This window comes from Phytohabitans sp. LZ39 (genome assembly GCF_059359075.1).
The window spans coordinates 229,974-255,595 of the sequence record NZ_JCADBM010000006.1; the positions used below are offsets into that span (position 1 = coordinate 229,974).

At 72.7% G+C, this 25,622-nt stretch carries 21 protein-coding genes and 3 pseudogenes; 16 read left to right on the forward strand and 8 right to left on the reverse strand.

All coding sequences use genetic code 11. The features are described from left to right. Positions 1 to 137 precede the first annotated feature (137 nt). Positions 138 to 2,435, forward strand: coding sequence for a hypothetical protein (locus AC5L36_RS14670; protein ID WP_441218990.1), 2,298 nt, complete (start codon positions 138 to 140; stop codon positions 2,433 to 2,435). Positions 2,436 to 2,460: 25 nt separating this feature from the next. On the opposite strand, the gene AC5L36_RS14675 is transcribed toward AC5L36_RS14670, so the two are convergent. The 3 genes from AC5L36_RS14675 to AC5L36_RS14685 form a co-directional block, all read right to left on the reverse strand. Further along, positions 2,461 to 3,243, reverse strand: a complete 783-nt coding sequence (locus AC5L36_RS14675; protein WP_441218992.1) for an ATP-binding cassette domain-containing protein — start codon at positions 3,241 to 3,243, stop codon at positions 2,461 to 2,463. Beyond that, positions 3,240 to 4,271 (reverse strand): ABC transporter permease, encoded by a 1,032-nt coding sequence (locus tag AC5L36_RS14680; RefSeq protein ID WP_441218994.1) that lies wholly within the window; start codon positions 4,269 to 4,271, stop codon positions 3,240 to 3,242. The genes AC5L36_RS14675 and AC5L36_RS14680 overlap by 4 nt, the downstream gene beginning before the upstream one ends. A 106-nt stretch (positions 4,272 to 4,377) precedes the next feature. Continuing rightward, complete coding sequence (locus AC5L36_RS14685; protein WP_441218996.1) at positions 4,378 to 5,448, reverse strand: substrate-binding domain-containing protein; 1,071 nt, start codon at positions 5,446 to 5,448, stop codon at positions 4,378 to 4,380. Positions 5,449 to 5,645: 197 nt separating this feature from the next. Between AC5L36_RS14685 and AC5L36_RS14690 the strand changes: the two genes are divergently transcribed. Next, complete coding sequence (locus AC5L36_RS14690) at positions 5,646 to 6,728, forward strand: LacI family DNA-binding transcriptional regulator (protein ID WP_441218998.1); 1,083 nt, start codon at positions 5,646 to 5,648, stop codon at positions 6,726 to 6,728. A gap of 66 nt (positions 6,729 to 6,794) precedes the next feature. Further along, positions 6,795 to 7,556, forward strand: coding sequence for a PIG-L deacetylase family protein (locus AC5L36_RS14695; RefSeq protein WP_441219000.1), 762 nt, complete (start codon positions 6,795 to 6,797; stop codon positions 7,554 to 7,556). Between the two features lie 36 nt (positions 7,557 to 7,592). Here AC5L36_RS14695 and AC5L36_RS14700 read toward each other — a convergent pair whose 3' ends face one another. After that, positions 7,593 to 8,054: a DUF6098 family protein gene (locus AC5L36_RS14700; RefSeq protein ID WP_441219002.1), complete on the reverse strand. Its 462-nt coding sequence runs from the start codon at positions 8,052 to 8,054 to the stop codon at positions 7,593 to 7,595. A 186-nt stretch (positions 8,055 to 8,240) separates the two neighbouring features. Here AC5L36_RS14700 and AC5L36_RS14705 point away from each other — a divergent pair, with 186 nt between their 5' ends. Next, positions 8,241 to 8,765 carry a response regulator gene (locus AC5L36_RS14705; RefSeq protein WP_441219003.1) on the forward strand — a complete coding sequence of 175 codons (525 nt, stop codon included), beginning with the start codon at positions 8,241 to 8,243 and terminating at the stop codon, positions 8,763 to 8,765. Between the two features lie 20 nt (positions 8,766 to 8,785). Here AC5L36_RS14705 and AC5L36_RS14710 read toward each other — a convergent pair whose 3' ends face one another. Next, entirely contained in the window at positions 8,786 to 9,679 is an 894-nt protein-coding gene (locus AC5L36_RS14710) for a YihY/virulence factor BrkB family protein (RefSeq protein WP_441219005.1), read from the reverse strand. A 294-nt stretch (positions 9,680 to 9,973) separates the two neighbouring features. Between AC5L36_RS14710 and AC5L36_RS14715 the strand changes: the two genes are divergently transcribed. Both AC5L36_RS14715 and AC5L36_RS14720 read left to right on the forward strand, forming a co-directional pair. Then, positions 9,974 to 10,357 (forward strand): MerR family transcriptional regulator, encoded by a 384-nt coding sequence (locus AC5L36_RS14715; protein ID WP_441219007.1) that lies wholly within the window; start codon positions 9,974 to 9,976, stop codon positions 10,355 to 10,357. A 35-nt stretch (positions 10,358 to 10,392) separates the two neighbouring features. Continuing rightward, positions 10,393 to 11,385 carry an NADPH:quinone oxidoreductase family protein gene (locus tag AC5L36_RS14720; RefSeq protein ID WP_441219009.1) on the forward strand — a complete coding sequence of 331 codons (993 nt, stop codon included), beginning with the start codon at positions 10,393 to 10,395 and terminating at the stop codon, positions 11,383 to 11,385. Between the two features lie 14 nt (positions 11,386 to 11,399). Here AC5L36_RS14720 and AC5L36_RS14725 read toward each other — a convergent pair whose 3' ends face one another. The 3 genes from AC5L36_RS14725 to AC5L36_RS14735 all read right to left on the reverse strand — a co-directional run bounded on the left by AC5L36_RS14725 (position 11,400) and on the right by AC5L36_RS14735 (position 14,275). Then, positions 11,400 to 11,597 (reverse strand): hypothetical protein, encoded by a 198-nt coding sequence (locus AC5L36_RS14725; protein WP_441219011.1) that lies wholly within the window; start codon positions 11,595 to 11,597, stop codon positions 11,400 to 11,402. An 844-nt stretch (positions 11,598 to 12,441) separates the two neighbouring features. Next, on the reverse strand, positions 12,442 to 13,728 hold the full coding sequence (locus AC5L36_RS14730; protein ID WP_441219013.1) for a right-handed parallel beta-helix repeat-containing protein: 1,287 nt from the start codon (positions 13,726 to 13,728) through the stop codon (positions 12,442 to 12,444). Between the two features lie 97 nt (positions 13,729 to 13,825). Then, positions 13,826 to 14,275 carry a hypothetical protein gene (locus tag AC5L36_RS14735; RefSeq protein ID WP_441219015.1) on the reverse strand — a complete coding sequence of 150 codons (450 nt, stop codon included), beginning with the start codon at positions 14,273 to 14,275 and terminating at the stop codon, positions 13,826 to 13,828. Between the two features lie 153 nt (positions 14,276 to 14,428). Here AC5L36_RS14735 and AC5L36_RS14740 point away from each other — a divergent pair, with 153 nt between their 5' ends. The 10 genes and pseudogenes from AC5L36_RS14740 (at position 14,429) to AC5L36_RS14785 (ending at position 25,617) form a co-directional block, all read left to right on the forward strand. Further along, on the forward strand, positions 14,429 to 14,929 hold the full coding sequence (locus tag AC5L36_RS14740; protein WP_441219017.1) for a SigE family RNA polymerase sigma factor: 501 nt from the start codon (positions 14,429 to 14,431) through the stop codon (positions 14,927 to 14,929). After that, entirely contained in the window at positions 14,919 to 15,824 is a 906-nt protein-coding gene (locus tag AC5L36_RS14745) for a hypothetical protein (RefSeq protein ID WP_441219019.1), read from the forward strand. The genes AC5L36_RS14740 and AC5L36_RS14745 overlap by 11 nt, the downstream gene beginning before the upstream one ends. A 215-nt stretch (positions 15,825 to 16,039) precedes the next feature. Continuing rightward, positions 16,040 to 16,264 carry a hypothetical protein gene (locus AC5L36_RS14750; RefSeq protein ID WP_441219021.1) on the forward strand — a complete coding sequence of 75 codons (225 nt, stop codon included), beginning with the start codon at positions 16,040 to 16,042 and terminating at the stop codon, positions 16,262 to 16,264. A gap of 3 nt (positions 16,265 to 16,267) precedes the next feature. Then, positions 16,268 to 17,461, forward strand: coding sequence for a cytochrome P450 (locus AC5L36_RS14755; RefSeq protein ID WP_441219023.1), 1,194 nt, complete (start codon positions 16,268 to 16,270; stop codon positions 17,459 to 17,461). Beyond that, the gene (locus AC5L36_RS14760; protein WP_441219025.1) at positions 17,458 to 18,150 is read left to right on the forward strand and encodes a biotin/lipoyl-containing protein; all 693 of its coding nucleotides are present in this window, start codon (positions 17,458 to 17,460) and stop codon (positions 18,148 to 18,150) included. The genes AC5L36_RS14755 and AC5L36_RS14760 overlap by 4 nt, the downstream gene beginning before the upstream one ends. Before the next feature lie 104 nt (positions 18,151 to 18,254). Then, positions 18,255 to 18,617: pseudogene (locus tag AC5L36_RS14765) on the forward strand (cysteine peptidase family C39 domain-containing protein); the annotation flags it as partial. Between the two features lie 57 nt (positions 18,618 to 18,674). After that, a pseudogene (locus tag AC5L36_RS14770) lies at positions 18,675 to 19,505 on the forward strand (ABC transporter transmembrane domain-containing protein); the annotation flags it as partial. 234 nt (positions 19,506 to 19,739) lie between these two features. After that, positions 19,740 to 20,390: pseudogene (locus AC5L36_RS14775) on the forward strand (ATP-binding cassette domain-containing protein); the annotation flags it as partial. Beyond that, positions 20,387 to 22,456 carry an ATP-binding cassette domain-containing protein gene (locus AC5L36_RS14780; RefSeq protein WP_441219027.1) on the forward strand — a complete coding sequence of 690 codons (2,070 nt, stop codon included), beginning with the start codon at positions 20,387 to 20,389 and terminating at the stop codon, positions 22,454 to 22,456. The pseudogene AC5L36_RS14775 and the gene AC5L36_RS14780, both read left to right, overlap by 4 nt. Continuing rightward, entirely contained in the window at positions 22,456 to 25,617 is a 3,162-nt protein-coding gene (locus AC5L36_RS14785; protein ID WP_441219029.1) for a type 2 lanthipeptide synthetase LanM, read from the forward strand. Before AC5L36_RS14780 ends, AC5L36_RS14785 begins: the two co-directional genes overlap by 1 nt. The last annotated feature ends 5 nt before the right edge of the window (positions 25,618 to 25,622 follow it).

Below are 25,622 nucleotides of genomic sequence, written 5' to 3' on the forward strand. Positions count from 1 at the left end.
AAGCCACGGCCCGGGTCCGACTCGCTCAACTGATCGCGGATAGACGCAACCCGGCCGCGCCGCCGAGCGTCTAGGGAGGAAGGGACACCGTTCACGGGGGAGGAACGATGGTGCGTGCCCGAAGAATCCTGGTATCGGTGACAACGGTGGTGTGTCTGCTCCTCGGAGCGGCGGGTGTGGCGCTCGGGCAGGCGCCACCGCCGGACTCCGGCGGCGCGGTCCCACCGGGATGGACGATCGTCCACATCGGAGACGGTGTACGGCTGGTGTGGCGGTCGCCGCGGCCAGTGCCGATGGGCGACGCGGCGGTCGAGTTCCGGGTCGGCGACCGGCCGCTCGGACGGCCGATGGCGGAGCGCGACGGGCGCACGTTCCGGCTCGACCTGGATGCCAGCCCCGCCGACCTGACCCGGCTGGAGGCACACGCCGGCGGGCGCCGGCTCGACGCCGCCGCCCCCAAGAGCCAAGCGGGCGCGGCGGCCGCGGTGACGCTGCCGGCGCCGCTCCCCGTCTATCCGGATCCGGGTAAGCCCGGGGCGTACCAGACGGTCACCGGCGAGTACAACCTGGCGGGCGTCAAGCTGCCGGGCTTCCCGGCGGCGGCGGAGATGACCGGCGTCGTGGTCGCGCCGCGCGGTGCGCCGGGTGCCCGGCCGCTCGTGCTGTTTCTGCACGGCCGGCACAGCACCTGCTATCTCGGCAAGGAATCCTCCGGTGACTGGCCGTGCCCCCGGGGCTGGCGCCCCATCCCCAGCTACCGCGGCTACCTCCAGGCACAGCAGCTGCTCGCCTCGCAGGGATACGTGACGGTCTCCATCAGCGCGAACGGGATCAACGGCCAGGACTGGGCGATCGACGACGGCGGCGCGCACGCCCGGTCCTCGCTGGTACGCCACCACCTGGGCCGCTGGGCGAGCTGGGCGGGTGCCGCCCGGTCCGGCGCCCCGGCCGTCGTGCGGCAGTCGCCGCCGGTCGACATGTCGCGGGTGCTCCTGGTCGGCCACTCCCGCGGCGGTGAGGGAGTCAACCGCGCCGTCATCGACAGCCTCAGCCCGCGCTCGACCGCGGGCTACCCGGGGGCGGTGCGCTGGACCATCCGCGGCACCGTCCTCATCGGACCGACTGTCTTCGGGCACAACCCGGCGCCGGACGTGCCGTCGGTGACGTTTCTGCCCGGGTGTGACGGTGACGTCTCCGACCTGCAAGGACAGATCTATGTGGACGGCACGCGCGGGGTGAGCGGCGGCACCGGCCTGCACAGCGCGGTATACATGGTCGGCGCCAACCACAACTTCTACAACACGGAGTGGACGCCGGGGCAGGCCGTGGCGCCCGCATGGGACGACTTCTGGGAAGCGGACGACGACCAGGTCTGCTCGCCGGGCAAGGGGATCCGGCTCACCGCGCGGCAGCAGCAGACCGTCGGCGCGACGTACGTCGCCGCCGCGGCGCGCCTGTTCGTCCACCGCGACGACCGGGTGCGGCCGCTGCTGGACGGCACGCCCGTCCGCGCCGCCTCGGCCGGATCGGCTCGCGTGTACACCCACGCGGTCGGCGGCGTCCGTAGCCCGCTGGTCACGCCGGACGCGTCCACTCGGACGAGCGGCGCGGCCCGGCTCTGCACGCAGGTCGACACCGACCGCGCGGCCGCGTGCCTCGACCCGGGGCGGTCGCAGGGCCAGTCGCCGCACTTCGTGCCGTTCGGCTGGTTCTCGTCCGAGCCCGGCCGGTACTCGGTCGCGCTGACCGGGACGGGGCCGGCTACGATCCGACCCGCCGCCCCGGCCTCGCTGGTCGGCGCGAGCGCGGTCGCCCTGCGGCTGATCCTGCCGCCCAACACCGCCGGCGCCCGGTTCGACGTGGCCGTCACCGACACCGCCGGCCGCCGCGCCGTGCTCGGCCAGGTGCGGGTCGACGGGCTACCGGCCACGCAGCGCACGACGGCCCACTGGGCGCGGGAGGTGCGGGTGCCGATCCCGCGAGGCACCACGGTCGACCTCGGCCAGATCGCCGCCCTGGAGCTGGCGCCGGCGGCCCCGTCCGCACAGGCGTGGCTGGTGGACGCGTGGGGCTGGCGAGCGGGCACACCCGATCCGCGGCCGGTGCGCCTGCCCCGGATCGACATTGGACAGTTCGCTGTGGACGAAGGCGACTCGGGCACGGTCACCTATCAGGTGCCGCTCACCGTCTCCGGCAGCGGCCACGGCGAGGTCCGCCTGCTGATCGTCGACTCGTCCGGCAAGGGCGAGGTGACCGAGCGGCTGGTCACGGTACGGCCCGGCGTCACCCGGATCGACGTGCCGATCCAGGTCACCGGCAACACCACCTTCGACGGAGACCAGCAGATCATCGTGGCGGCGAAGGCGCTTCGCGGCACGGTGATCGGTGACTACGACGGCGGCATATACATCCGGGACGACGACCCCATGCCGTGAGTCACCGCCGCGCCTGACGACGCGGTCAGGAGCGGCCGGGCGTCTCGGCGAGGGTCGTCGCGCCTGTCATGATGGCGACGGCCTCCGACATCGTGTGGGAGGCCGGCGTGACGACGGCGGCGCAGCGGCCCAGGCGCTGGATGTGGATGCGGTCGGCGACCTCGAAGACGTGCGGCATGTTGTGGCTGATCAGGATGACCGGCAGCCCTCGGGACCGGACCTCACGGATCATCTTGAGGACCTGGTTGGACTCTTTGACGCCGAGCGCCGCGGTGGGCTCGTCGAGCACGATCATCTTGCTGCCGAACGCCGCCGCGCGCGCCACCGACACCGCCTGGCGCTGCCCGCCGGAGAGGGTCTCCACGGGCTGGGCCATGTTTTGCAGCGTGCCGATGCCAAGGTCGGCCATGGCCTTGGCGGCATCGCGGCGCATGCCCTTCTTGTCGGTCATCCGCAGCACGCTGCCGAGGAACCCGGGCCGGCGGCGTTCCCGGCCGAGGTACAGGTTGCTGGCGATGTCGAGTGCCGGCGCGACGGCGAGGGTCTGGTACACGGTCTCGATGCCGGCGTCCCGGGCGTCCTGCGGCCGTTTGAAGTGCACCGGCTGCCCGTCGATGAATATCTGGCCGGTGTCCGGGACGAGGGCGCCGGTGAGGCACTTGACGAGCGTCGACTTGCCGGCGCCGTTGTCGCCGATGATGCCGAGGACCTCGCCGGGGTACAGGTCGAGGTCGACGCCGTCGAGCCCGACGACGTGGCCGAAGGTCTTGACCATGCCGCGTGCCGACAGTACGGGGGAGGCGGTCATGCTTTCACCTTCCTGATCCACTGGTCGACGGCCACCGCGAGGATGACCAGCAGTCCGACCGCGAGCACGCGGTACTGGTCGTCCACGCCGGCCAGCGACAGTCCGCTGCGGAAGAAGCCGACGATCAGCGCGCCGAGCAGCGTGCCCAGCACGGCGCCCCGGCCGCCGAAGAGGCTGGTGCCGCCGATGACGACGGCCGTGATGCTCTCCAGGTTGGCGTCGGTGATGGCGTTCGGGCTGGCGGCGCCGGCCCGGCCGATCAGGATCCACGCGGTCAGTCCGTAGATGGCTCCGGCGACCGTGTACACGCTGAGCAGCACGCGATCGACCCGGATGCCGGCCAGCCGCGCCGCTTCCTTGTCGTCGCCGACCGCGTACACGTGCCTGCCCCACGCCGTGTTGGCCAGCGCGAACCCGACCACCACGTAGAGCACGGCGACCAGTACGACGCCGGTGGTGATCCGGAAGTCGCCGATCCGGAAGGACTCACCGGTCCAGCTCAGCAGGTCCGGCATGTCGACCGCCTGCACGCTCTGGCCGCGCGAGTAGAGCAGGCCGATGGCGGTGAAGACGCTCAGCGTGCCGAGGGTGACGATGAACGGCGGCAGTTTGATCCGGGTGACCAGGGCGCCGTTCACCAGGCCGGCCGCGACGCCGAGCAGGACGCCGACGCCGATGGCCAGCACGCCGGGCAGGCCGGCGCCCTCGGCGAGCTTCGCCGTGACCATCATGGACAGGATCGTGATCGCGCCGACGGACAGGTCGATCCCGGCGGTCAGGATGATCAGCGTCTGCCCGACGGCCAGCGCCCCGATCACCGCCACCTGCTGTAGGACGAGCGACAGCGAGTTGGCCGAGGAGAACCGAGGGTTGATCGCCGAGAAGACGATGAACGAGATGACCAGCACCAGGAACGGGCTGATCGCCGGATGCGAGTGCAGCAGGTGCTGGATCCGTTGCGCCGGTGCTCGCCGGCGCAGTGCGAACTGCTCGCTGGCGGTGCTGGCCGGTGTGGTTGTGGTGGACACGCCAACTCCCTTCGGGGGCTCTGCTGGGTCTCGCTCGCGTCGCTCGGTGGCCGCCCGGGGCGGCCGGCCGCGACGCCCGGACGGCGCCGCGGCCGGATGAGCAACGTCAGGCCGTGCCCCAGCAGATCTTCGCGCCCTCGGTGCTGTCGATGCTCTCGACGCCGGTGGCCGGCTTGTCGGTCACCAGCGCGACACCCGTGTCGTAGAAGTCGAGCCCGCTGGTGACGGCGGGCTTGGCTCCGCCGGTCGCGATCTGCTTGATCGCCTTGACGCCGAGCTCGGCCATCTTCACCGGGTACTGCTGTGACGTGGCGTTGATCAGGCCGCTCTTGACCTGCTGCACGCCCTGGCAACCGCCGTCCACGGAGACGACGAGCACGTCCTTGGTACCGGCGGCCTGCATGGCCTTCTGCGCGCCGACCGCGGCCGGCTCGTTGATGGTGTAGACGACGTTGATGTTCGGGTTCTTGGCCAGGCAGCGCTCCATGGCGGTGCGCCCGCCGTCCTCGGCGCCCTCGGTCGGCTCGTTGCAGACGATCGTGTAGGTCCCGCCGGAGTAGCTGCCGGTCGGCGCCTCGTCGCCGTTCTTGGCCTTGTCGCCGGTGTCGATGCCCATGCCGGTGAGGAAGCCCTGGTCGCGGTTGTAGTCGACCGAGACGATCTTGTCGTTGAACAGGTCGAGCAGTGCGATCGTCGCGGGCTTGCCGGCGAGCTGGGCCGCCGTCCACTTGCCGATCAGCTCACCGGCCTTGAAGTTGTCGGTAGCGAACGTGATGTCCACTGTGTCCGCCGGGTCGGGCGGCGTGTCCAGAGCGATGACGTACAGCCCGGCCTCCCGCGCCTTCTTGATCGCGGGATTGACGCCGGGGCCGTTCGGCGTGATCAGGATGCCCTCGTCGCCGCGGGCGATCGCGTCCTCGATCGCCTGCACCTGGCCGGCCTCGTCACCGTCCTCCTTGCCGGCGGCGACGGTGAGCTTGACGCCATCGGCCTCGGCGGCCTTCTTGGCGCCGTCCTGCATGGTGACGAAGAACGGGTTCGTGGAGTTTTTGGTGATCAGCGAGACCGCCACACCGTCGTCGCCCGCGTCGTCGCCGCCGCATGCGGTGGCCAGCAGGCTCAGGGCGGCTACGGCGGCGAACAGACGCGCGGCCCGACGGCCGGTGCGCTTTCTCATGTCCGCTCCTTCATTCGGGGGTGAGCCGTCGCCGAACCCAGCCAAACCAGCTCGACAACGATGTCGAGGAGGTTAACCCTCGCGCTGTGCTGTGTGTCAATAGGTTACTTGACATCGTTGTCGAATGGGTTCACGCTTCGGCGGGGCGACGCCTCGCCCGCATGGGATGCGAAACTGTCCGGTGAAGGGGGACGGAAATGACGCAGGAGACACCCGCGGAGCCCTCGCCCGCCCCCTCCGAGATGTCCGTGCCCAAGGGCCGCCCGACGCTGCGTGACGTGGCGCTGCTGGCCGGTGTCAGCACCAAGACCGCGTCCCGGGTCGTCAACGGCGAGGGCGGCGTGACCGCCGCGAAGGTCGCGGCCGTCCAGCAGGCGGTGGCCAAGCTCGACTATCGGCCCAACTTCACGGCGAGCAGCCTGCGCCGCGCCAACGGCCGCACCGCCGCGATCGCCGCCGTGCTGGAGGACGTCTCCAACCCGTTCTCGTCGGCTCTGCACCGCGCGCTCGAAGACGTGGCACACGGCCGCGACGTCATGATCTTCGCGGGCAGCGTCGACGAGGATCCCCAGCGGGAGCGGTCGCTGATCCACGCGTTCACCACGCGGCAGGCCGACGCCCTGGTCGTCGTGCCCGCCAGCGACAGCCAGCGCTACCTCGCCAGCGAGGTCAACGCCGGCACCCCGATCGTCTTCGTCGACCGCCCGCCGGTCGGCATCGACGTCGACGCGGTCCTGGTCGACAACCACGCGGGCGCCGCCGAGGCGGTCCGCCACCTGGTCGCCCACGGCCACCGCGACATCGGATTCCTCGGCGACCTGACGTCGATCGCCACCGCGCGGCAACGCCTGCTGGGCTACAAAGAATCCCTCAGCGACCACGGCATCCGGCCCGCACCGGAGCACATCGTGCTCGACCTGCACACCGAGGAGGCCGCCCAGCGGGCCACGCACGACCTGCTCACCGGCGAGTCCCCGCCGACCGCGCTCTTCACCGCGCAAAACCTCGTCACCATCGGCGCGGTGCGCGCGCTGCGCCAGCTCGACCTGCACCACCGGGTGGCGCTCGTCGGCTACGACGACTTCCCCCTCGCAGACCTGCTCCAGCCGCCGGTCACCGTGGTCGCGCAAGATCCCGCGGCGATGGGACGGCTCGCCGCGTCACTCATCTTCCGCCGCCTCGACGGCGAGCGCTGGGAGCCGACCGTCCACTTCGTACCGACCCGGCTCGTCCCGCGCGGCTCGGGTGAGATCCTCGGCCCCCATGCGGCCAAGCCGTAGGACGGCGTCGCCTTCGCGCGTGGGGTGGTTGTCGGTTCGCGACGGAGTCAAGGCAGGATTGGCGGCATGACTGGTGACGCGCCCATCGTGCCCAAGCCGCTGGAGCCCCTGGACGAGGATTGGCAGCGCGGGCTTGCCATCGTGGCCCACCCCGACGACCTGGAGTTCGGCGCGGCGGCGGCCATCGCCCGCTGGACGAGGCAGGGCAAGCAGATCGCCTACGCGCTGCTCACCAGCGGCGAGGCCGGCATCGACGGCATGGACCCGGCGGAGGCCGGCCCGGCACGCGAGGCGGAGCAGCGCGCGTCCGCCGAGATCGTCGGCGTGACCCAGGTGGACTTCCTCGGGCTGCCCGACGGCGTCCTGGAGTACGGCGTCGCGTTGCGCCGCGACCTGTGCCGGGTGATCCGCACGTACAAACCGGACATCGTGATCACCAACAACTTCCGGGACAGCTGGGACGAGGCCGGCGACGCGCTGAACATGTCCGACCACATCGTCACCGGCCGGGCCGTGCTCGACGCCGCCCGCGACGCCGGCAACCGGTGGGTCTTCCGCGAGCAGATCGACGAGGGCCTGGAGAAGTGGGGCGGCGTCCGGCAGGTCTGGGCCGCCGCCTCACCGCTGTCGAAGCACGCGGTCGACACCACCGACACGTTCGACCTGGGCGTCCAGTCGCTCAAGGCGCATGACGCCTACCTGCGCGGCCTGGGCTCCGGCGGCTTCGACCCCGAGGAGTTCCTGGAAGGCTTCTCCCGGCAGACCGGCAACCGCCTCGGCGTCAAGTACGCGGCTGCCTTCGAGGTGTTCAAGCTCAGCCTTTTCTGAGGCCCATCGCGTCCGGTATGCGACGTTCAGACCCGCTCAGTCGACCCGGTGCAGCGGGCCCCACTCGGGAGAGTGCTGCGCTTGCACGGCCTCCTCGCACTGGCGAAGCGCCCGCTCCGACACCCACGCGATCGGGCGGCGGCAGCGCACCAGCGGCTCGTTGTCCGGCCCCCGACCACGCTCATCTCCGGCCAGGACCCACGGGCGTACGCCGGGACCGCGGAGGTCACGCAGGTGGCGGTAGTCGTAGAGGCGGCGGGCCACCCACAGCCGAATCGGGCGGTCCTCCCACCATTGCTCGACATCGAGGGGGTTGGCGGAGAGGCCCGGCAATGTCACGCCGGTGAGCGAGTCGCGGCTGGACTGGTCACCGCCGCCATCGCCGCTCAGGTCGGCGTCCGGCCCCTCTGACCACCGGACGTAAAGGTGCTCCCGACCGCGTACCTGCTCGACCAGATCGGCCAGCTCGTCAAGGTCGTGAATGGTCGGCAGCTCCATACGGGGTAAATGCCCGCCTTCGGGCCATCAAATCGTGTTTACCGTCGCCGCGCGGGTGGACGACAGGCCGGCGGGTCGGGGTGCCGGTAGGCGGCCCGGCGGGTCGTAGAGTGTGCCCATGCGGGTTGATCAGGCTGCCGCCGTCCACCATCCAGCTCGACTCCCCGCCGCGCGGGGCTGCCGGTCGTGAAGGGACGGTCCGAGGCCGAGCCGGCGCCGTTGCAGGTCCTCGTCGTCGAGGACGACGCGGGTGACTTCGCGCTGGTGGAGACCGCGTTCGCCGACCATCTGGTCCAGACCGTCCTGCATCACGCGGTAAACGGCGCCGAGGCGTTGGAGTTCCTGCGCCGGGAAGGCGGCTACGCCGAGGCGCCGCGTCCGGATCTGATCCTGCTCGACCTCAACATGCCCGGTGTCGACGGCCGACAGGTTCTCACGCGGATCAAGGCCGACCCGGATCTGAAGGCGATCCCGGTGGTCGTGTTCACCACCTCGGCGACCCCCGACGACGTCGCCGACAGCTACATCGGGCACGCCAACGCCTACGTCACCAAGCCCATCGATCTGATCGACTTCGAACGGGTGGTGGCCGAGATCCGCAACTTCTACGGCAACACCGTCACGCTGCCCCAGCGGATCTCCGACTCGACCCGGCACGACGGTGGCACCGGCGGCCCGGCGGCACCCGCGCCCGCCGACCCCGCTAGCTGAACCCGCCCCGCTCGACCGGGTCAGGCCAGGTCGTCCTCGTCCTTGAGGCGCCTGGTGTCGCGCAGTTCCACGTACGGCTCGCGGTCGGCGGGGTGGCCGGCGGCGATCGCGCGGGCACGGTGCAGCTCGGCGTCGAACTCCGCGCCCAGCAGGACGGCGATGTTGGATATCCAGAGCCAGACGAAGAAGATGATGACGCCGCCGAGCACACCGTAGGTCTTGTTGTACGAGGCGAAGTTGGCGACGTAGAGCGCGAAGCCGGCGGAGGCGACCAGCCACAGCAGCACCGCCAGCAGACCGCCCGGACTGATCCACCGGAAGCCGCCCTGCCGAGCGTTGGGTGAGGCCCAGTAGAGCAGGGCGAACATCTGGCTGACGATCACCACCAGGATCGGCCACTTGACGATGCCCCAGGCGGTGACCAGCACGGACCCCACGTTGAACGCGTCGCCGACACGCTGCGCCAGGTCGCCGGTCAGGACGACCATGATGGCGCTGACCGCCAGCAGAGCGCCGACCACGACCGTGACGCCGAGCCGGATCGGCACGGTCTTCCAGAACGGTCGGCCCTCGGGTACGTCGTAGATCGCGTTGGCGGCGCGCATGAACGCCGCGATGTACCCGGATGCCGACCAGAGGGCGCCGGCGGCACCCACGATGGCCAGCAGTCCCGCGGCGCCCTGAGCCTCGGTGAGGCTCTGCGCTCCGTCGGCGAGGATGTCGCCCACCGGTCCCGGAGCGATGGTGCCCATGTTGTCGATCAGTGGCTGGAGGGCAGGGGTGCCGACCAGGCCGAGGATCGAGACGAGCAGGAGCAGCCCGGGAAAGATCGACAGCACGGCGTAGTAGGTCAGCGCCGCCGCCCAGTCGGTCAGCTTGTCCTCACCGAACTCCCGCACGGTCCGCCTCAGCACGCCCCACCAGGATCGGCCGGTCAGCTTGCTCGGCCGGTCCGGTACCCGTCGCGTGCGTACCGCTGGTTCACCTGACTCGTCGCTCATCGCGGTGCCTTTCCTCGCCCGTTCGACGGTGCCGAGCGCACGATGCGATCGACGTGGAGATCGGACACCACCGGTCACCGCTCGCAACGGGTGACGCCAGTGATGCCCGGGGCGGTTCGCCTCAAACAGGCCGTCCACCTCCGCCCTGGCCGCGGCGCTACCGTTGAGCCCGCGTCGAGGACGGGCGAGTGTGGCGGAGATGGTGGCATGAAGATCGGTGAGCTGTCGCGCCGGACCGGCGTCAGCGTCCGCGCGCTGCGGCACTACGAGGCCGAGGGGCTGATCCGACCGGCCCGGAGCGCCAACGGCTACCGTGCCTTCGACGAGGGCGCGGTCCAGGCCGTCGACCAGATCCGTGGGCTGATCGAGAGCGGCTTGCCGACCCGGATCATCCGCGAGATCCTGCCCTACCTCGACGGCCCCGCGGCGCTGATGCCCGAGGTGCCGTGCGCGTACATGCTCGGCGAAGTGGCCCGGCAGCGAGACCTGCTCGACCGCCGCATCCAGGCGCTGACGGGAAACCGCGACGCGCTCGAGGCCTACCTGCGCGCGGCCCGGTCGGCGGCTGAGACGGCGGACACCGCGGCTTGACCCTCCCGTAGGCGTGAGGGTTCTAGCGTCCGGGCATGGAGATCCCCACCAGCATGCGGGCGCTGGAGCAGCCCACCTGGAACGGCCCCGCGGACATGCGCCTGGTGACCGGCGCGCCCGTCCCGTCTCCGGGCCGGCACGACGTGCTGATCCGGGTCGGCGCCGCCGGCGTCAACTTCGCCGACGTCATGCGCGCCCGCGGCGCCTACCACGACGGACCACGGCCGCCGTACATCGCCGGCTTCGAGGCCGCCGGCGAGATCGTCGCCGTGGGCCAGGCGGTCACCGGCCACGCGGTCGGTGACCACGTCATCGGCACCGGATACGGAGCGTTCGCCGACTACATGGTGCTGCCCGCCGCCGGTCTGGCGCCGGTGCCACCCGGCTGGGCCGACGAACAGGCGCTCGGCATGGTGCTCAACTGGGCGACCGCGCTGGCCGCGCTCCGCCCGCTCGGCCGCCTGACCGCCGGCGAGACCGTGCTGGTACACGCCGCGGCGGGCGGGGTCGGGCAGGCGGCCGTACGCCTGGGCAAGCACTACGGCGCCACGGTCATCGGCACCGCCTCGGCGGGCAAGCACGACGCGGTACGCGCGCTCGGCGCCGACCACACTGTCGACCACCGCACGGCCGACCTCGCCGCCGAGGTGCTCGACCTGACCGGCGGCCGAGGAGCCGACCTGGTGCTGGAGTCGGTCGGTGGCGCCGTGTTTCGGTCGAGCCTGACCGCCGCCCGGCGGGTGACCGGCCGGATCGTCGTGTACGGCATGGCCGGCGGCGAGGCGACCGTCACCAACCGCGAGCTCAACTTCGTCTACCCCGTCCAGCTGACCGGTCTTCACATCGGCAGCCTCGCCACGCACGCGCCGGCACTCTTCGCGCGGCTGGTGGCCGAGCTGGCCGCGCTGCGCGTCGCCGGCGTCTACCCGCCCGGCCAGCCCACCGTCTACGCCCTGCCCGACGGGCCGCGGGCCCTCACCGCGCTGGCCGCGGGCACCACGGTGGGCAAGCTCGCCCTGCGCCCCTGAGCGCGGGGAGGCCGTCACGACACCTGGACGAGCTGCCACTGCTGTTCGGCGGCGTCGCGTACGTGTCGCCGCCGCTGACCACCGTCCGCCAACCGTTCGACGCCGTCGCGCGGGAGGGCCTGATGCTCCTCGTCCAGGCCATCGAGAAACCCCAACGCCGACCCACCGCCGGCGACCGACCCACCGGTCGAGCTGGTCGTCCGCGCGTCCACCGCGCCGCAACCCCGCGACGATCCGCCTAACGCGCTTTGCGAGTCGAGGTCGCCGCCCGTCGTGGCGTCACTTCGAGGCAGATTTTCCCACGTCCGCGTCAGTGGCGGACCGTATGCTCCCGCGGGCACCGCTCCCGGCCGGCGGCTCGCCAGGGCGAGCCGAATTCCCCGGCCGTCCACTGCCAGGTCCGCGCGACAAGCCCTCCGGGTATGTTCGCGGACAGCCGCGTGCGCCTACCTGCGACATCCTGACGCGGCGTTACCAGCGCCGGGGGTCGGGCTTTGAGATCTAGGAGACTTAGGGCTGCTATGGCGCCCTAACTCTCCAAGATCTGGCATCGGACGCGGTTCACGGCCCTGTGGCGGTTACTCGCGGTGATGGCGCCTCTGTCGGGTCTGGTGCCCGTCGCCCTCGGCAATGGACATCGTGGACAAAGGAACCGTGCGTCCCTGGGTGAGCGTGGCCAGCGGCGGACGGGTGAGGCGCCGCCCACATGCTGCGCCGCATCCCCAACCAGTGAGAAGGTGGGCCCCGGCCGGAGCCCGAGGCCCCGCCGGAGGCGCACCAACCGCAACCACAAACAAACCCGGAAGGAGCGGAGAAGCGATTCAAATCCGAAAGTCGAGGGGCCAATGGATACCAAGATCTGGGGGCGGGCATGGTCTTGCCCGTGGGCTTGGACTGCGGGGCTGGCAGTGGACGGCCGGGGGTTTCGGCGAGCGCTGCGAGCCGCCGGCCGGGAGCGGTGCCCGCGGGAGCATACGGTCTACAGCTGACGCGGGCGTGGGCAAATCTGTCTTGAGAAGGTCACGAAGGACAGGCGCCCCGACCCCGGAAACGTCTCTAGTGGAACTCGTAGGCGCCGCGGTCGGGGGCGGCTACGCCGTCTCCGTTGCCGTCCTGGGGGATGGCGACGCCGTCGAGGTCGGTCGGGTAGCTGGCGTCGGTGGCGGTGTCGACCATCGGGCTGCCGGCGGTGGGACGCAGGTCTCCGGCGGCCGCGTCGCGAAACAGTGGGTCGGCCCATGTGTCGTCCGCGGCGGGGACACCGTCGAATGTGGCGCCGTGGTAGATGTTGTTGCCGCCGGCGTAGGCGCCGTCGGTGTATCCGGAGCGGTATCCCGCCACCAGTACGTTGTCGCGGGCCTCGAGGATCGTGGCGTCGCAACCGCCGTAGCAGGCCAGGCCGTAGCTCTGCGTGCCGGTCAGGTAGACCGTGTTGTGGCGGAACACCGTGCCGGTGACCGGGCCGAACGGATCCCTCGAGCCGCGCGTGACAAGGCCCGCCGCGATGTCCAGAGTGGAGCGTACGACGTTGTAGGCGTAGACGTTGCCGTGCGAGCCGGCGCTGCCGAGCTCGGCGAAAGCGACGTTGTCGACGGCGATGTTGTGGTGGATGACGTTTTCCCGGCCGCCGTACACCTCGACCGCGCCACCGTCGCGGCCGTAGTCGTGGGAGAACGCGTCGCTGCCGGAGATCCGGTTTCCGGCGACCTCGGTCCGCAGCCCGTGGAGCAGGATGCCGAAGGCGCCGTAGTCGTCGTCCCCGCCGGGCGTGTTCACGACCATGCGGTTGTTGTCGACGATGTCGTTGTCCAGGATGCGGGCGTCGGCGGAGCCCTGGTCGACCTCGATGCCCGTGGTGTTGTTGCTGACGATGTTGTGGCTCACCACCACCGCGTCGCCCCGGATCAGCACGCCGCCCGACCCGGCGCAGTTGTGGATGTCGAGGTAGGTCATCGTCACGTAGGACCCGTCGAGGGTGACGCAGTGGCCGCCGGTGCCCACGGACTCGATGACCGGGGTGTTTCCGGTGGCGCCGTACGCGCTGACGACGATCGGAGCATCCGGGGTGCCGCTGGCGCTGACCACGAGCTGGTCCGGAAAGCGGCTTCCGCGGGCGAGCAGGAGCTGGTCGCCAGGGGTGAGGCCGGCGGCGCTCGCTCGGGACAGCGTGCGCCACGCCCGGTCCGGAGACGCGCCGTCGCGGGCGTCGTCGCCGTTGACACTGTCCACGTAGTACATGGTGGCGGCCGCGGCCGCCGGTCGGGCGCCGGCGACGGCCCCGGCCGGCGCGAGCACGAGAGTAGCGGTGATCAGTGTGGCCAGCCGGTGGTCGTGGCTCAGCATGGTTCTCCCCTGGACGTGAGGCCCGCACCGTCCTGCGGCATTCACCGCTGCCTATACCCTGCCGGATGTAGCGGCACACGCACGAACCGCGGGACGGTCAGCCGGTCGGCTGTTCCAGCTTTCGCAGGACCTGCTCGGTGGCCTGGCGGAGCACGCGGCGCCCGCCGAGTACGAGCAGGACCGCTATCAGCCTTCCCTTCAGGCTCGCCGGCCGGCGGTCGACGGTGACGTGGATGTGGCTGCCGGTGCCGTCCGGCGTCACCCGGTACAGCCAGGAGCTGCCGGGACGCCACGTATTCGACTCGGTGGTCTCCACCCGTACCGTGCCCGGGGTGGACCAGTCGTAGCGGTTGCGCTCCCACACGCCGCCGGCCAGCGACGAGCCCTCGGTGACGTCGGCCGAGTCCGCGGCGACCTCGTGGACCTTGAGGTGCTGGGCGTCGATGTTCGGCCAGACGTCGGCGCGGGCAGCGGAGAAGTCGGTCAGCGCACCGATGAACCGCTCGGGCGAAACCCCACTTTTGATGTCGAACTCGACTCGCGGCATCGCAGGCCTCCATCTGCGTCAGGCCCCTCTGTGGTTTGGGGGCCCCGACACGTCAGCTTCTCACCAGTGGCCGATCCGTGGATGGCCGTCGCGCGAACCTGGTGCAACCGTGCCGCCGCACCGGTCGTGTCTGATGTACATGCGGGAGGGCAGATGCGCGACGCGGACGGCTTCGACGAGTTCTACCGGGCGACATCGGCCCGGATGCTGCGCTACGGGTTTGCCCTGACCGGCGACCTGCCCGAAGCGCAGGATCTGGTGCAGGAGGCGTACGTGCGCGCCTGGCAACGGTGGCGCCGGCTGGCCGGGTACGACCACGTCGAGGGGTGGGTGCGGCTGGTGCTGACCCGGCTCGCCACCGACAGTTGGCGGCGCCTGCGCAACAGGCGGTTGGCCGCGCGCCGCGCCGGTCCACCGGGCGACATCCCTCCACCGAGCGAAGACACCGTGTTGCTCGTCGCCGCGATGCGCCGGTTGCCCACCGCCCAGCGCCGGGCCGTCGCGCTGCACTACCTGTGTGACATGTCGGTGGCCGAGATCGCCGTCGAGACCGGATCTTCTCCCGGAACGGTCAAGTCCTGGCTGTCCCGCGGGCGGGCGGGGCTGGCCGCCGTACTCGACGACCTGATGCGGGAGGCGAACGATGTCGCCTGACCTGGACCGGATGTTCTCCGCGCTGCGGGCGGACGTGGACCGCGCGGGCCTGTCCGCGCCGGATGGGCTGCGCGAGCGTGTCGACAGGCGCACCCGGCGGCGCGCCATCGCGGGCCTGGTCGCGATCGCGGTGCTTGTCGGCGGCGTGTCGATCGGCGCACGGGAGCTGCTCGCCGGCCCGGTCGCGCCGGCGCCACAGCCCGGTGAAACCGCCACGCCGACGCCGGCGCCGTCACCCCCGGCCGCGCCGGTTTCCGAGGAGCCCTATCCCGTCGGCTCGCCGCTGTCGATGCCGGCCGGCTGTGACGAGATCCTGGTGTTCCCGTACGACGGACCGGCGCCCGCCGGCCAGGCGTTGCCCGCCTCGGTGATGCTGCGCGCGAGCGACTGGGGCAGGTGCTACGCGATGGTCGGCGACCACGCCGGCTACCCGGCCTGGGAGCGGGGCAAGCTGCCCAGGCCGCAGCCGGACCTGTGCCTCGACGAAGAGCCGTACCGCGCGGACTCGGACCGGGTCGCCGGCCGCTTCCGGCGGTTCGCGGGCGGCCCGGAGGTGTTCGGCTACGAGTCCGTCACCCGCTACCGGGCCGGCGGCGCCGGGGCGTTCCTGGACGAGGTGCGGGACCGGGTCGCCCGGTGTGCCACGTTCTCACCCGATCAGAGCGGGGATGTGACGTGGCGGGCGCAGATCGCCGAGCGCGACTTCACCGGCGACGAGAGCCTGCTCGTCTACGTCGGAGTCGGCACCGCCGCCGAGCCGAGCTACCCCGGTTGGTGGGTGGGTGTCGCCCGGGTCGGCGACCTCGTGGTCGTCGTCGAACCCGGGTCCGACCTGGGCGGGAGCCGCGCCTTCGCGAAGACCATGACCCGCAAGGCCGTGCAGCGGGCGGGCTAGCCGAAGATTCGCTGAGGATGACGAACGTCATGGGTGCACACGTGTGCCCGCGCACTTCCGCAGCGGGAGCCGAGGTCGCAGACTGATGACCACCGATTGAACGGATCACCAGACAAAGATCGCTGCGGGCAGTCCAGATGCCCGCAGCGCTCATCCGATGGTACCCCGAGTATCAGAGGTCACGCATGCCTCCGGTCGAACAAGGGAGAGTCGCCATGTCCGACGCGCCGACCGTAACCTCCCCGCCGCACACCGACACCCGGTCCGAGGACAGGGCGCGCGCGCAGCGACTTGTCGCCGCCTGGCTCGCCGGCACCGCCACCCCGCCCGAGGACCACCTGCGGATCGAGCCGCTGCGGGGTGACGCCGGCAGCGAGCTGTGCTTCTGCGCCGGCACGTTCTGCTGGCCGCCCCTCCCGCCCCGCACCCACCGGGAGTAGTCCGTGGCCGCCCCACCTGCCGCACCGGCCCTGGAGCCCGCGGCACGATCCTTCCTGCGCGGAAAACATCCACGGGACGCCGATCGGCTGCCGGCCGAGGCGCCGGTCCTGCACACGGTGGACGGCTGGGTGATCTCCGGCCACCCGGAGATCTGCCGCCTCGCCGGTGACCGCCGGCTCGTCATCGATCCCCGCGCTGGCGACCCGCCGGTGCCGTTGACCCAGTCCGAGCGGTTGGAGGGTGTCTTCGGACGGATGCTCAACTTCCGCGACGGGGCCGACCACGCCCGGCTGCGGCGCCTGGTGACCGTCGCGTTCAGCGCCCGCCGGGCCAACGCCGTAGCGCACACGGTCGCGACGGTGGCGGCCGAGCTTGCCGACGCCGCCGTGGCGCGCGGCGAGTTCGACGCGGTCGCCGACGTCGGCGTCCCGTTGCCCGTGCACACCACGTGCGCCCTGCTAGACATCCCGTCCTCGGACCGGCCGCGGGTTGCCGGCTGGGCGACGGTGATGAGCGCCCAGCTGTTCACGTTCGGGCAGCCGCCGGGCGCGGTCGAAGCGGTGGAGCGCCAGCTCGACGAGCTGGTCGCCTACATCGACGACCTGGCCCGCAGGCGCCGCGACGGGGACCTCGTCGCGGACCTGCGGGCGGCGCTCGACCACGACGAGTTCGTGGCGTTCGTCGTGCTGCTGTTCATGAACGGCCTGGAGACGGTCACCGCCGGCATCGCCCGCGCGATCGGCGCCCTGGCCTGGCAACCCGCTCTCGCCGACGGGATCCGGCGCGAACCGGGAACGGCCGGCGATGTCTTCGCCGAGCTGATGCGGCTGCACAGCCCGGTCCGGCTGGGCGCGCGCCGGACGGTGGAGGCCATCGACGCGATCCCGGCAGGGGCACCGGTGTTCTTCGCCTGGTCGCTGGCGAACCGGGACCCGCGGGTCTTCACCGATCCGGACACGTTCCGCCCCGGACGCCCGGGGCGGAGCCTCGCGTTCGGCGCCGGTCCGCACCACTGCCTCGGCGCGGCGCTGGCGGGGCAACAGGGCGCGGCGGTCCTGCGGGCGTTCGTGACCCGGGCCCGGCTCACCAGCCGCACCGACGAGGCCGGCACACCCCGGCTGCCCGGTGCGGCCATTGCGGGATTCTCGGCACTGCGCGTCGTCGCGGAGCCACTGATGGCGGGAGTGACCCGATGACGCGAAACGTGGCGGAGCTCGACGAGGTCGTCCACCTGACGACCCGTCGAGTGTGGACGATGCTCGTGGCGGTGCTGGTCCTGTTCGGCGCGCTGGCCACGTGGGGACTGCTGGCCCGCGTGGAGTCCACTGTGGCGCTCGACGGCGTGCTCGTCGCCGGTGCCGGCCCGACGCTCGTGACCGCCCCGGCCGCGGCGACGGTGGTGTCGTCGCCCCAGGCCGGTTCGGCGGTCCGGGCCGGCGCCGACCTGATCGTCCTCGACGTCGACGGCGAGCGCCGCGCGATCACCAGCCCGGTCGCCGGTGCGGTGTCGTCCGTCGCGGTGCGGCCGGGCAACGCGGTATCCGGCGGTGACGTCCTCGCGACCGTCGAACCCGCCGGCGCGCGCCTCGGCGCGCTGCTTCTCCTGGACGCCGGGCAGCCGGCCGTACCCGCCGGCACGAAGGTGCGGGGCAGCGGACTGACCGGCCGGGTCACCGGCGTCGAACCGTACCCGGTGCGCGCCGACGACCTCGCCGCCCGGTTCGGCCAGCGGTCCCTGACCGGCGACGGGCAGCGGCTGGTCCGTGCCGTACACGTCGACCTCGGTGTGCCGGCCCGCGCCGGCGCGACGTTGACGCCGGTACGCCTCGACCTGGTGCTGGGCGAGCGGCGCCCGGCCGACCTGCTGTGGCACGGGGGTGCGTGATGGTCATCGCGGAACGGGCAAAGCCGGCGGTCGAGCCCCCGGCGGCGAAAAGCGAGCCGAAACCGCCGCGCCAGAAGGCCCGCCGCACCGTCGAGGCGCCGCAGATGGAGGACGCCGACTGCGGCGCGGCGTGCCTGAGCATCATCCTGACCCGGCACGGGCGCCGCGCGCCGCTGCCCGAGCTGCGCGAGCTGTGCGGCGCCGGACGCAACGGCACCACCGCGGTCGGGTTCGGCCGGGCCGCCGCCGCGTTCGGGTTGCAGGTGAAGGGACGCAACGTCGTACCGTCCGATCTGGACAGTGTGGCGCGGGTGCCGGTCCCGTCCGTGGTGCTCCTCGACGGGCGGCACTACGCGGTGCTGGAGGGCGTGCGCGGCAACCGGGTCTGGATCAACGACCCGGCCGTGGGCCGGATCCGGTTGACCGCCGAGGAGTTCGCCGCGCGGTCCAGCGGGCTCGTGCTGGTGGCCACGCGGACACCGGACTTTCGGCCGGGCGGGCCGCGGCTGCCGTTCGTGCGGGCCGTGGTCGCCAGGGTGCGGCCGTACCTGCCGATCGTCGCGGTGGCCGCGCTGCTCGGCGCGCTCGCCGCGGTGCCCACCGTGCTCGCGGCGCTCAGCATGCGGGCGTTGCTCAACCGCGTGCTCATGATGGGCGACCAGGCGTGGCGCCCGGCGCTGCTGGCGATCCTCGTCGTCGGGGCGGTGCTGGCCGGCGTGACCGGCTGGGCGCAGCAACGGGTCCTGTCCCGCGCGCTGTCGGTGATGGCCACCCGCTTCAGCAGCTCGTACCTGACGGCGTTGCTGCGCCTGCCCGGCGAGTTCTTCCACCGGCGGCAGCTGTCGGGCCTGGTCAAACGGGCGCAGATGAACGACGGGCTGGCGATCATGCTGTCGGATCGGCTCGCGGTGCCGGTGACCGCGAGCGTGACGATCCTCGGGTACGCGTGCCTGCTCGGCGTGCTGGCGCCGGCGCTGCTGGCCGTGATGGCGGTCGCGGCGACCGCGCAGCTGCTGCTGCTCCGCGCGGTGGTGCGGGTCGCCGGCCCACACCAGCAACGGCTGCTGTTCGAACAGGTGCGCCGCGACGCCACCGCACACAGTGGACTGACGATGATCGAGGCGATCAAGGCCGACGGAGCCGAGCAGTGGCTGTTCGGCTCGTGGGTGCGGTCGGCGACCCGCGCCCTGCGGACCGGCAACGCGCTCGGCTCGGCCACGCTGAGCCTGCTGGCGGTCAGCTCGGCGGTGGCACCGGCGGCGCTCGCGGCGTTCGTCATCGTCGGCGCGCACCAGGTCGCGTCCGGCGAGCTGGCCCTCGGCACGCTGCTCACCGCGCAGCTCGTCGCCGGCGGGCTGCTCAGCCCGCTGGGCGTGCTCGTGGGGCTCGGCTCCGAGGTCCAGGTCACCCGCGTCCAGATGTCGATCATCGACGACGCCCTCCAGGCCAAGCCGCACCCGGCGCGCGCCCACGTCCTCGACCGCGCACCGGTCCCGCCGGCCGACCCGACGCGGCTCTCCGGCGCCATCGAGTTCGACGACGTAACCTTCGGCTACGACCGGTACGGGAAGCCGCTGCTGCGAAACCTGTCGTTCGCGGCGAAGCCGGGGGAGTGGGTCGCGCTCGTCGGCGCGACCGGCAGCGGCAAGTCGACGATCGCCCGGCTCGCCGTCGGCGCGGTCGACCCCTGGACCGGGCGGATCCTGCTGGACGGCCAACCGCGCGACACCTACACCCGCGAGCGGCTCGCCACGTCGATCGGGTACGTCGAGCAGACACTGCGCCTGTTCGAGGGCAGCCTGCGCGACAACCTGACGCTCTGGGACGACACCGTGCCCGAGCAGCGGCTGCGGGCCGCCCTGCTCGACGCGAGCCTCGACCGGCTCGTCGACCAGCGCGGCGGCCTCGACGGCGGCCAGGTCACCGAGCACGCCCGCAACCTGTCCGGCGGTGAGCAGCAACGGATGGAGCTGGCCCGCGCACTGGCCGGCGACCCACCGCTGCTGGTGCTCGACGAGGCCACCAGCGCGCTCGACAGCTCCACCGAGCACGCGGTACTGGAGGCGTTGCGCCGCCGTGGCGTCACCTGCCTGTTCATCGCACACCGGATCTCCACCGTGCGCGACGCGGACCTGATCCTGGTGCTGGACAAGGGAACGGTCGCCCAGCGCGGCAGCCACGAGGAGCTCATCGCGACGCCGGGCCTATACCGGCGGCTGGCGACCGGGGGTGCGGCATGACCGCCGTCGACAGTGCCTGGCGGACGCTGGCGCGCGCCGCGGCCGAGCGCCGTGACGCACCGGTACCGACCGCGGTGGCGGCCCTGGCGGAACACTTCGGGATCCCGGCGCCGACCGAGCCGACGCTGAGCCGTGCGCTGCGCGCGGCCGGCGTGCACTGGGTCGAGGTGCGGCTCGCCGACGGCTGGCACCGCACCGGCGTCGCGCCGCTGGTCGCCTTCCGCGACGGTGTTCCGGAGACGCTGCTGCCCGGTCCGCGCGGCTACCGGCACGCCGGTGGCGCCCGGGTCACCGACGGCGAGGCGGCCGGCTTCGACGAGGTCGCCTGGCAGGTGTACCCGCCGCTGGCCGAACGCGACCGCACGGCGCGCGGCCTGCTGCGGTTCGCCGCCCGCGGCGCCGGCCCGGACATCCGGTTCCTGCTGCTGGCCGGGCTGCTCGCCGCGACGCTCGCCGGCGCGATGCCGCTGCTGTCCGGATGGCTGCTGACCCGGACCGTGGGTGGCGCCGCCGGCAACGGGCTGGTCTGGTGGACCGCGGCCTTGCTGGCCGGGTTGGTGATCGGCAACGTGTTGCTGCTGTCGGTCCGCAACGCCGCGCTGGTGCGGCTACAGGGCCGGCTCCAACTGCGGCTGGAGCCGGCTGTGTGGGGGCACCTGCTCGGGCGCGACGTCCGGTTCCTGGAGGAGCTCGGCACGGCCGGCCTGACCCAGCGCGCGAACGCCGTCTCGGAGCTGCGCCGGTCGTTGAGCGACAGCGCCGCGTCGGCGGTGCTCGGCAGCGCGTTCGGTCTGGTCAGCCTCGGTGTGCTGCTCGTCGTCGACCCGCTGGTGGGCGGCACGGTGCTCACCACGACCCTGGTGCTGCTCGGCGCCGCCAGCTGGGCCGCCCGCCACCTTCAGCGGCACGAGATGGCCAACCGCGAGGCGTTCAGCCGCGTCGCGTCCTTCCTCCACGCGGCGCTGCTGGCGATCGAAAAGCTCCAGGTCGCCGCGCGCGAGGAGCGGGTGTTCGCCGGCTGGGCCGACCGCTACGCCCACCAGCGGCGCACCGACGCCGCCGCGCTGCGCTGGCGGGCGGTCGTCGCCGGGCTCGCGCTGGCGATGCAGCCGGCCGCGCTCGCGGCGCTGGGCGTGTCGGTCGCGCTGCTCCGGCCCGGCGTGGAGCTGGGCACGTTCGTCGCCGCGAGTGTCGCGGTTGGACAGTTCGCCGCGTCGGCCGGGCTGCTGCACGGCGCGGTGATGTCGTCGTTCTCGATCGTGTCGGCGCACCGGCAGCTGCGCCCACTGCTCGACGCGGCGCCGGACGTCGCACCGGGCGCCGCCGACCCCGGCCCGCTGCACGGCCGCGTCGAACTGCACGAGGTGACGTTCACCTACCCGGGCAGCGGCCGGCCCGTGCTCGACCAGGTGAGCATCTCGGCGGAGCCGGGTGAGTTCGTCGCCGTGGTCGGTCCGTCCGGCGCGGGCAAGTCGACGCTGATCCGGCTGCTGCTCGGGCTCGTCCCGCCGAGCAGTGGCGCGGTCCGCTACGACGGCCGCGACCTCACCGAGCTCGACCTCCGCGCGGTGCGCGCACAGCTCGGCGTCGTCCTCCAGCTGGCGCGCGCGGTTCGAGGATCCATAGTGGACAACGTGGTCGCCGGCGCCGAGGACGTGCCGGACGACCGCGTCTGGGAGGCGCTGGAGCTGGCCGGTCTCGGTGACGAGGTGCGCGCGATGCCGATGGGCCTGCACACGATGGTCAGCGAGGACAACGCGTCGTTCTCCGGCGGCCAGATCCAGCGCCTCATGCTGGCGCGGGCGCTCGTCAAGCGGCCGCCCGTGCTGGTGCTCGACGAGGCGACCAGCGCCCTGGACAACATCACCCAGCGCGCGGTGTCGGACCGGATCGCCGCGCTGAGCGTCACCCGGATCGTCGTGGCCCACCGGCTCAGCACGATCCGCGCCGCGGACCGGATCTACGTCCTCGACGGAGGCACGATCGCCGCCCGCGGCAGCTACGCGGAACTGGCCGCCACGAGCCCGCTGTTCGCCCGTCTCGTCGCCCGGCAGGAGGTCAACTGATGACCACGACCACGCCACTCGGCCTCAGCCAGCCGGCTGCCGCGCCGGACACGCTGCTCGGCCTCGCCGGGGCCGACGACCGACTGCTGGCCGTGATCGCCGCCGCCGCGCCGTTCGACGAACGCGAGTCCGGCGTGCACTTCGTGCCGGTGCGCGCCGGCGGCCGGCGCAAGCTCGCCGATCGCGCGCAACGGTGGCTGCGGGCGGCCGTCGCCGACGACGACGTGTCGCGGCGGGCCCTGCTGCTGCACCGCCAGCAGACCGGCCGGGACCTCGGCGCCGGACTTGTCGACGTCAAGGTGCGCAACCCGGGCCGGCTGCCGGACTGGGCGTACGCGCTGGTCGACTTCCTGCTCGCCCAGCCGCCCACACCGGCCGACGACCGGGCCACCGAGCTCGTCGGCGGCGTGCTGGTCGCGTTCCAGCGGGCGGCGGTGCGGCTCACCGGCGTGCGGCGGGTGAACGACGGCGCCGAGCTGCGCGGCGTGCGGATGACCCAGGACGCCGCCGAGGACGTGGCCGGGCAGCTGGTGCAGCGCCTGCTCCAGGTCACCGACTCCGCGATCGCGTTCGAGATCCAGATCGCCGACGGGGCCTCGGCGCCGGCGGAGTGGTACGGGCGGGCCGGCATCGACGTGAGCCGGCTGGGGTGGCTTTCCCGGCTGGAGAGTCTGCCCGGCCTCGCCTACGTCATCGGCGTCACCTGCCTCAACTACAAGCGCAACGTCGCCGAGGTGTTCGACCGGCTGCACGCCGACCTGCCGACGCTGCGCCGGGAGCTGTGGGCGTGGGCCGACCCCGGCCCGCTGGCCTCGTACTCCGGCGACTCCGGCGACCTGCACGACAGCGGCCGCACGGTCAGCCTGCTCACGTTCGCGGGCGGCCAGCGGGTCGTGTACAAGCCGAAGGACCTTCGCAGCGTCGCCGGCTTCATGGACGTCCTCACGTACCTGAACTCGCACGGCCTCCCGCTGCCGCTGGCGACCCGCCGCGTGCTGCTGCGCGACGGCTACGGCTGGGAGGAGTTCGTGGTCGCCCGGCCGTGCCAGCCGGGCGAGGAGCCGTCCCGGTTCTACCGCCGGCTGGGCATGCTGGCCCGCCTCGCCGAGCTGCTGGAGTGCCGGGACCTGTGGCTCGACAACCTGATCGCGATCGGCGACGCGCCGATGTTCATCGACCTGGAGAACGTGCTTCAGGGCCGGATGCGCAAGCCGGCGCTGCTCGGCGAGCGGGCCGAGGCACTGTGGCACGAGATCGAGGAGAGCGTCGCGAAGACCGCGATGATCTCGTTCCCGCGGGTCGGTACCCCGGGCCGGCGCGCGCACGACATCGGTTGTGTCGCGCCGATCCAGGAACAGCTCGCCGTCGACCCGGAGGGTTTCCCGTTCGGCTGGGAGGCGCCGCCGTACCGCCCCGTCGTGGACGGCCGGCCGGTGGATCCGGCCGCGCACACCGACGACGTGGTCACCGGCTACCGCGAGATGGACGCCTGCCTGGTCGCCAACGTGGCCGGCCTCGGCGACGAGCGCGGCCCGCTGCACCTGCTCGCCGGCGCCCGCGTGCGCTACATCTTCCGCAGCACGTGGGACTACATCGCGGTGCAGCGGGTATCGACGAGCCCGCTCGCACTCACCGACGGGGTGGCCCGGGAGCTCGTGCTGGCGCGGCTGTTCCGCGGCACCCGAGAGGTGCTGCGCACCGACCCCGAGCGGGCCGACTGCCTGGAGATGATCGAGCGCGAGATCGAGATGCTGCGCCGCCTCGACATCCCGCTGTTCCAGTCGGTGACGAACACCAGCGACGTCCGGACACCCGAGGGCGCCACGGTGGAAAACCACTTCAGCGGAACGGCGTGGGGGCGGCTCACCCAGCGGCTCGCCGACCTGGCCGAGCGGGGCGAGACCGGCGCGCCGCCGGCCGAGGACATCCTGCGAACCTGCCTCGACTTCGCCGCCCGCGACCATCCCCTGTGGACCGAGCCGCCGGGCGACACCGGCGAGCCACCCGACCCACGCAAGCTCGGCGTCTACGTCTACGACCCGAAGGCGCTGCGGCCGGAGGTGGACCACGCGCAGCTGCTCGCCACCGCGTGCGCGGCCGCGGACGACATCATCTCGGCGGCGGTGTCGGTCGGGTCGGGCCGGTACGGGTGGCTCGGCGTCGTCCACTACCCGGTCTTCGGGCTCGACCAGGTCGAGCCGCTCCAGGGAGACCTGCTCACCGGCACCGCGGGGATCGCCGTGTTCCTGGCCGAGCTGTACCAGACCACGGGCAAGCCGGCCTACTGGGCGTTCGCGCAGGACGCGCTCGCCGCCACGACCGAGTTCGTCTCGGTGTCCGGCCGGTCCAGCGCGTACGCGCGGCTCAGCGGCGGGCGGCCGGCGGTGGGCGGCTTCGTCGGGATCGGCGCCGCCATCTACGCGCTGGCCCGGTGTGGCCAGGTGATCGGCGACCCCTACCTGCTGGAGCAAGCCGACGACCTGGTGCCGGTCGCGGCGGCGCTGGTGGCCGGGGGCCGCAGCCCGGCCGACCCGATCGTCGGGCGGGCCGGCCTGTTGCTCGCGCTGCTGAAGCTGATCGACGCGCGGCCGTCGCCGGCGGCGGAGCAGCTGGCGGCCCGGCTCTACGACCAGCTGACCGCCGAGCTCGACGCCGGGATCGCCCCGGCGTACCCGAAGGGCGTGCGGATCGTCGAGGCGCTGCCGTCCGGCGCGGCCGGGGTGGCGCTGGCGCTGGCCCGGTACGCGGCGGCGCACCGCCCGGCGGAACTGAGCCGGATCGCCGGCTCGGTACCGGCCCCGGAGACACCGGGCCAGCGGCTCGCCGCGATCGCGCTGGCCGAGGTGCTCGACGCGCCGCCGCCGGGCGGGGCACCGTTCGCCGGCGCGGGCAGCACCGCGGACCTGCTCGACCGGGTGGAGCTGGCGCTGGCCGCCGCGCGGGCCACCGGCGACCGCGAGGCGGGCGAGGCCCACCGGGTCGCCGCGCACACCGCGATGCGGCTGCTGCTCAACCGGCGCGCGAGCCACGGCCGGTGGCTGCCCGACCGGCGCCGCACCGACCAGATGCAACTGTCCGCCGTGGACGGTGTGGCCGCGGTCGGCCTGGCCTGCCTCGCGCTCGCCGAAGACGACGTGACCCCGCTGCGAACGATGGCCTGAGGAGG

Excerpts from the sequence above, each read along its gene's own strand:
- AC5L36_RS14745 (WP_441219019.1), top strand. The coding sequence starts at position 14,919 with ATGTCGCCTGACCTGGACCGGATGTTCTCCGCGCTGCGGGCGGACGTG.
- AC5L36_RS14685 (WP_441218996.1), bottom strand. The coding sequence starts at position 5,448 with ATGAGAAAGCGCACCGGCCGTCGGGCCGCGCGTCTGTTCGCCGCCGTA.
- AC5L36_RS14720 (WP_441219009.1), top strand. The coding sequence starts at position 10,393 with ATGGAGATCCCCACCAGCATGCGGGCGCTGGAGCAGCCCACCTGGAAC.
- AC5L36_RS14735 (WP_441219015.1), bottom strand. The coding sequence starts at position 14,275 with ATGCCGCGAGTCGAGTTCGACATCAAAAGTGGGGTTTCGCCCGAGCGG.
- AC5L36_RS14695 (WP_441219000.1), top strand. The coding sequence starts at position 6,795 with ATGACTGGTGACGCGCCCATCGTGCCCAAGCCGCTGGAGCCCCTGGAC.
- AC5L36_RS14730 (WP_441219013.1), bottom strand. The coding sequence starts at position 13,728 with ATGCTGAGCCACGACCACCGGCTGGCCACACTGATCACCGCTACTCTC.
- AC5L36_RS14740 (WP_441219017.1), top strand. The coding sequence starts at position 14,429 with ATGCGCGACGCGGACGGCTTCGACGAGTTCTACCGGGCGACATCGGCC.
- AC5L36_RS14675 (WP_441218992.1), bottom strand. The coding sequence starts at position 3,243 with ATGACCGCCTCCCCCGTACTGTCGGCACGCGGCATGGTCAAGACCTTC.
- AC5L36_RS14750 (WP_441219021.1), top strand. The coding sequence starts at position 16,040 with ATGTCCGACGCGCCGACCGTAACCTCCCCGCCGCACACCGACACCCGG.
- AC5L36_RS14690 (WP_441218998.1), top strand. The coding sequence starts at position 5,646 with ATGACGCAGGAGACACCCGCGGAGCCCTCGCCCGCCCCCTCCGAGATG.
- AC5L36_RS14760 (WP_441219025.1), top strand. The coding sequence starts at position 17,458 with ATGACGCGAAACGTGGCGGAGCTCGACGAGGTCGTCCACCTGACGACC.
- AC5L36_RS14715 (WP_441219007.1), top strand. The coding sequence starts at position 9,974 with ATGAAGATCGGTGAGCTGTCGCGCCGGACCGGCGTCAGCGTCCGCGCG.
- AC5L36_RS14700 (WP_441219002.1), bottom strand. The coding sequence starts at position 8,054 with ATGGAGCTGCCGACCATTCACGACCTTGACGAGCTGGCCGATCTGGTC.
- AC5L36_RS14785 (WP_441219029.1), top strand. The coding sequence starts at position 22,456 with ATGACCACGACCACGCCACTCGGCCTCAGCCAGCCGGCTGCCGCGCCG.
- AC5L36_RS14780 (WP_441219027.1), top strand. The coding sequence starts at position 20,387 with ATGACCGCCGTCGACAGTGCCTGGCGGACGCTGGCGCGCGCCGCGGCC.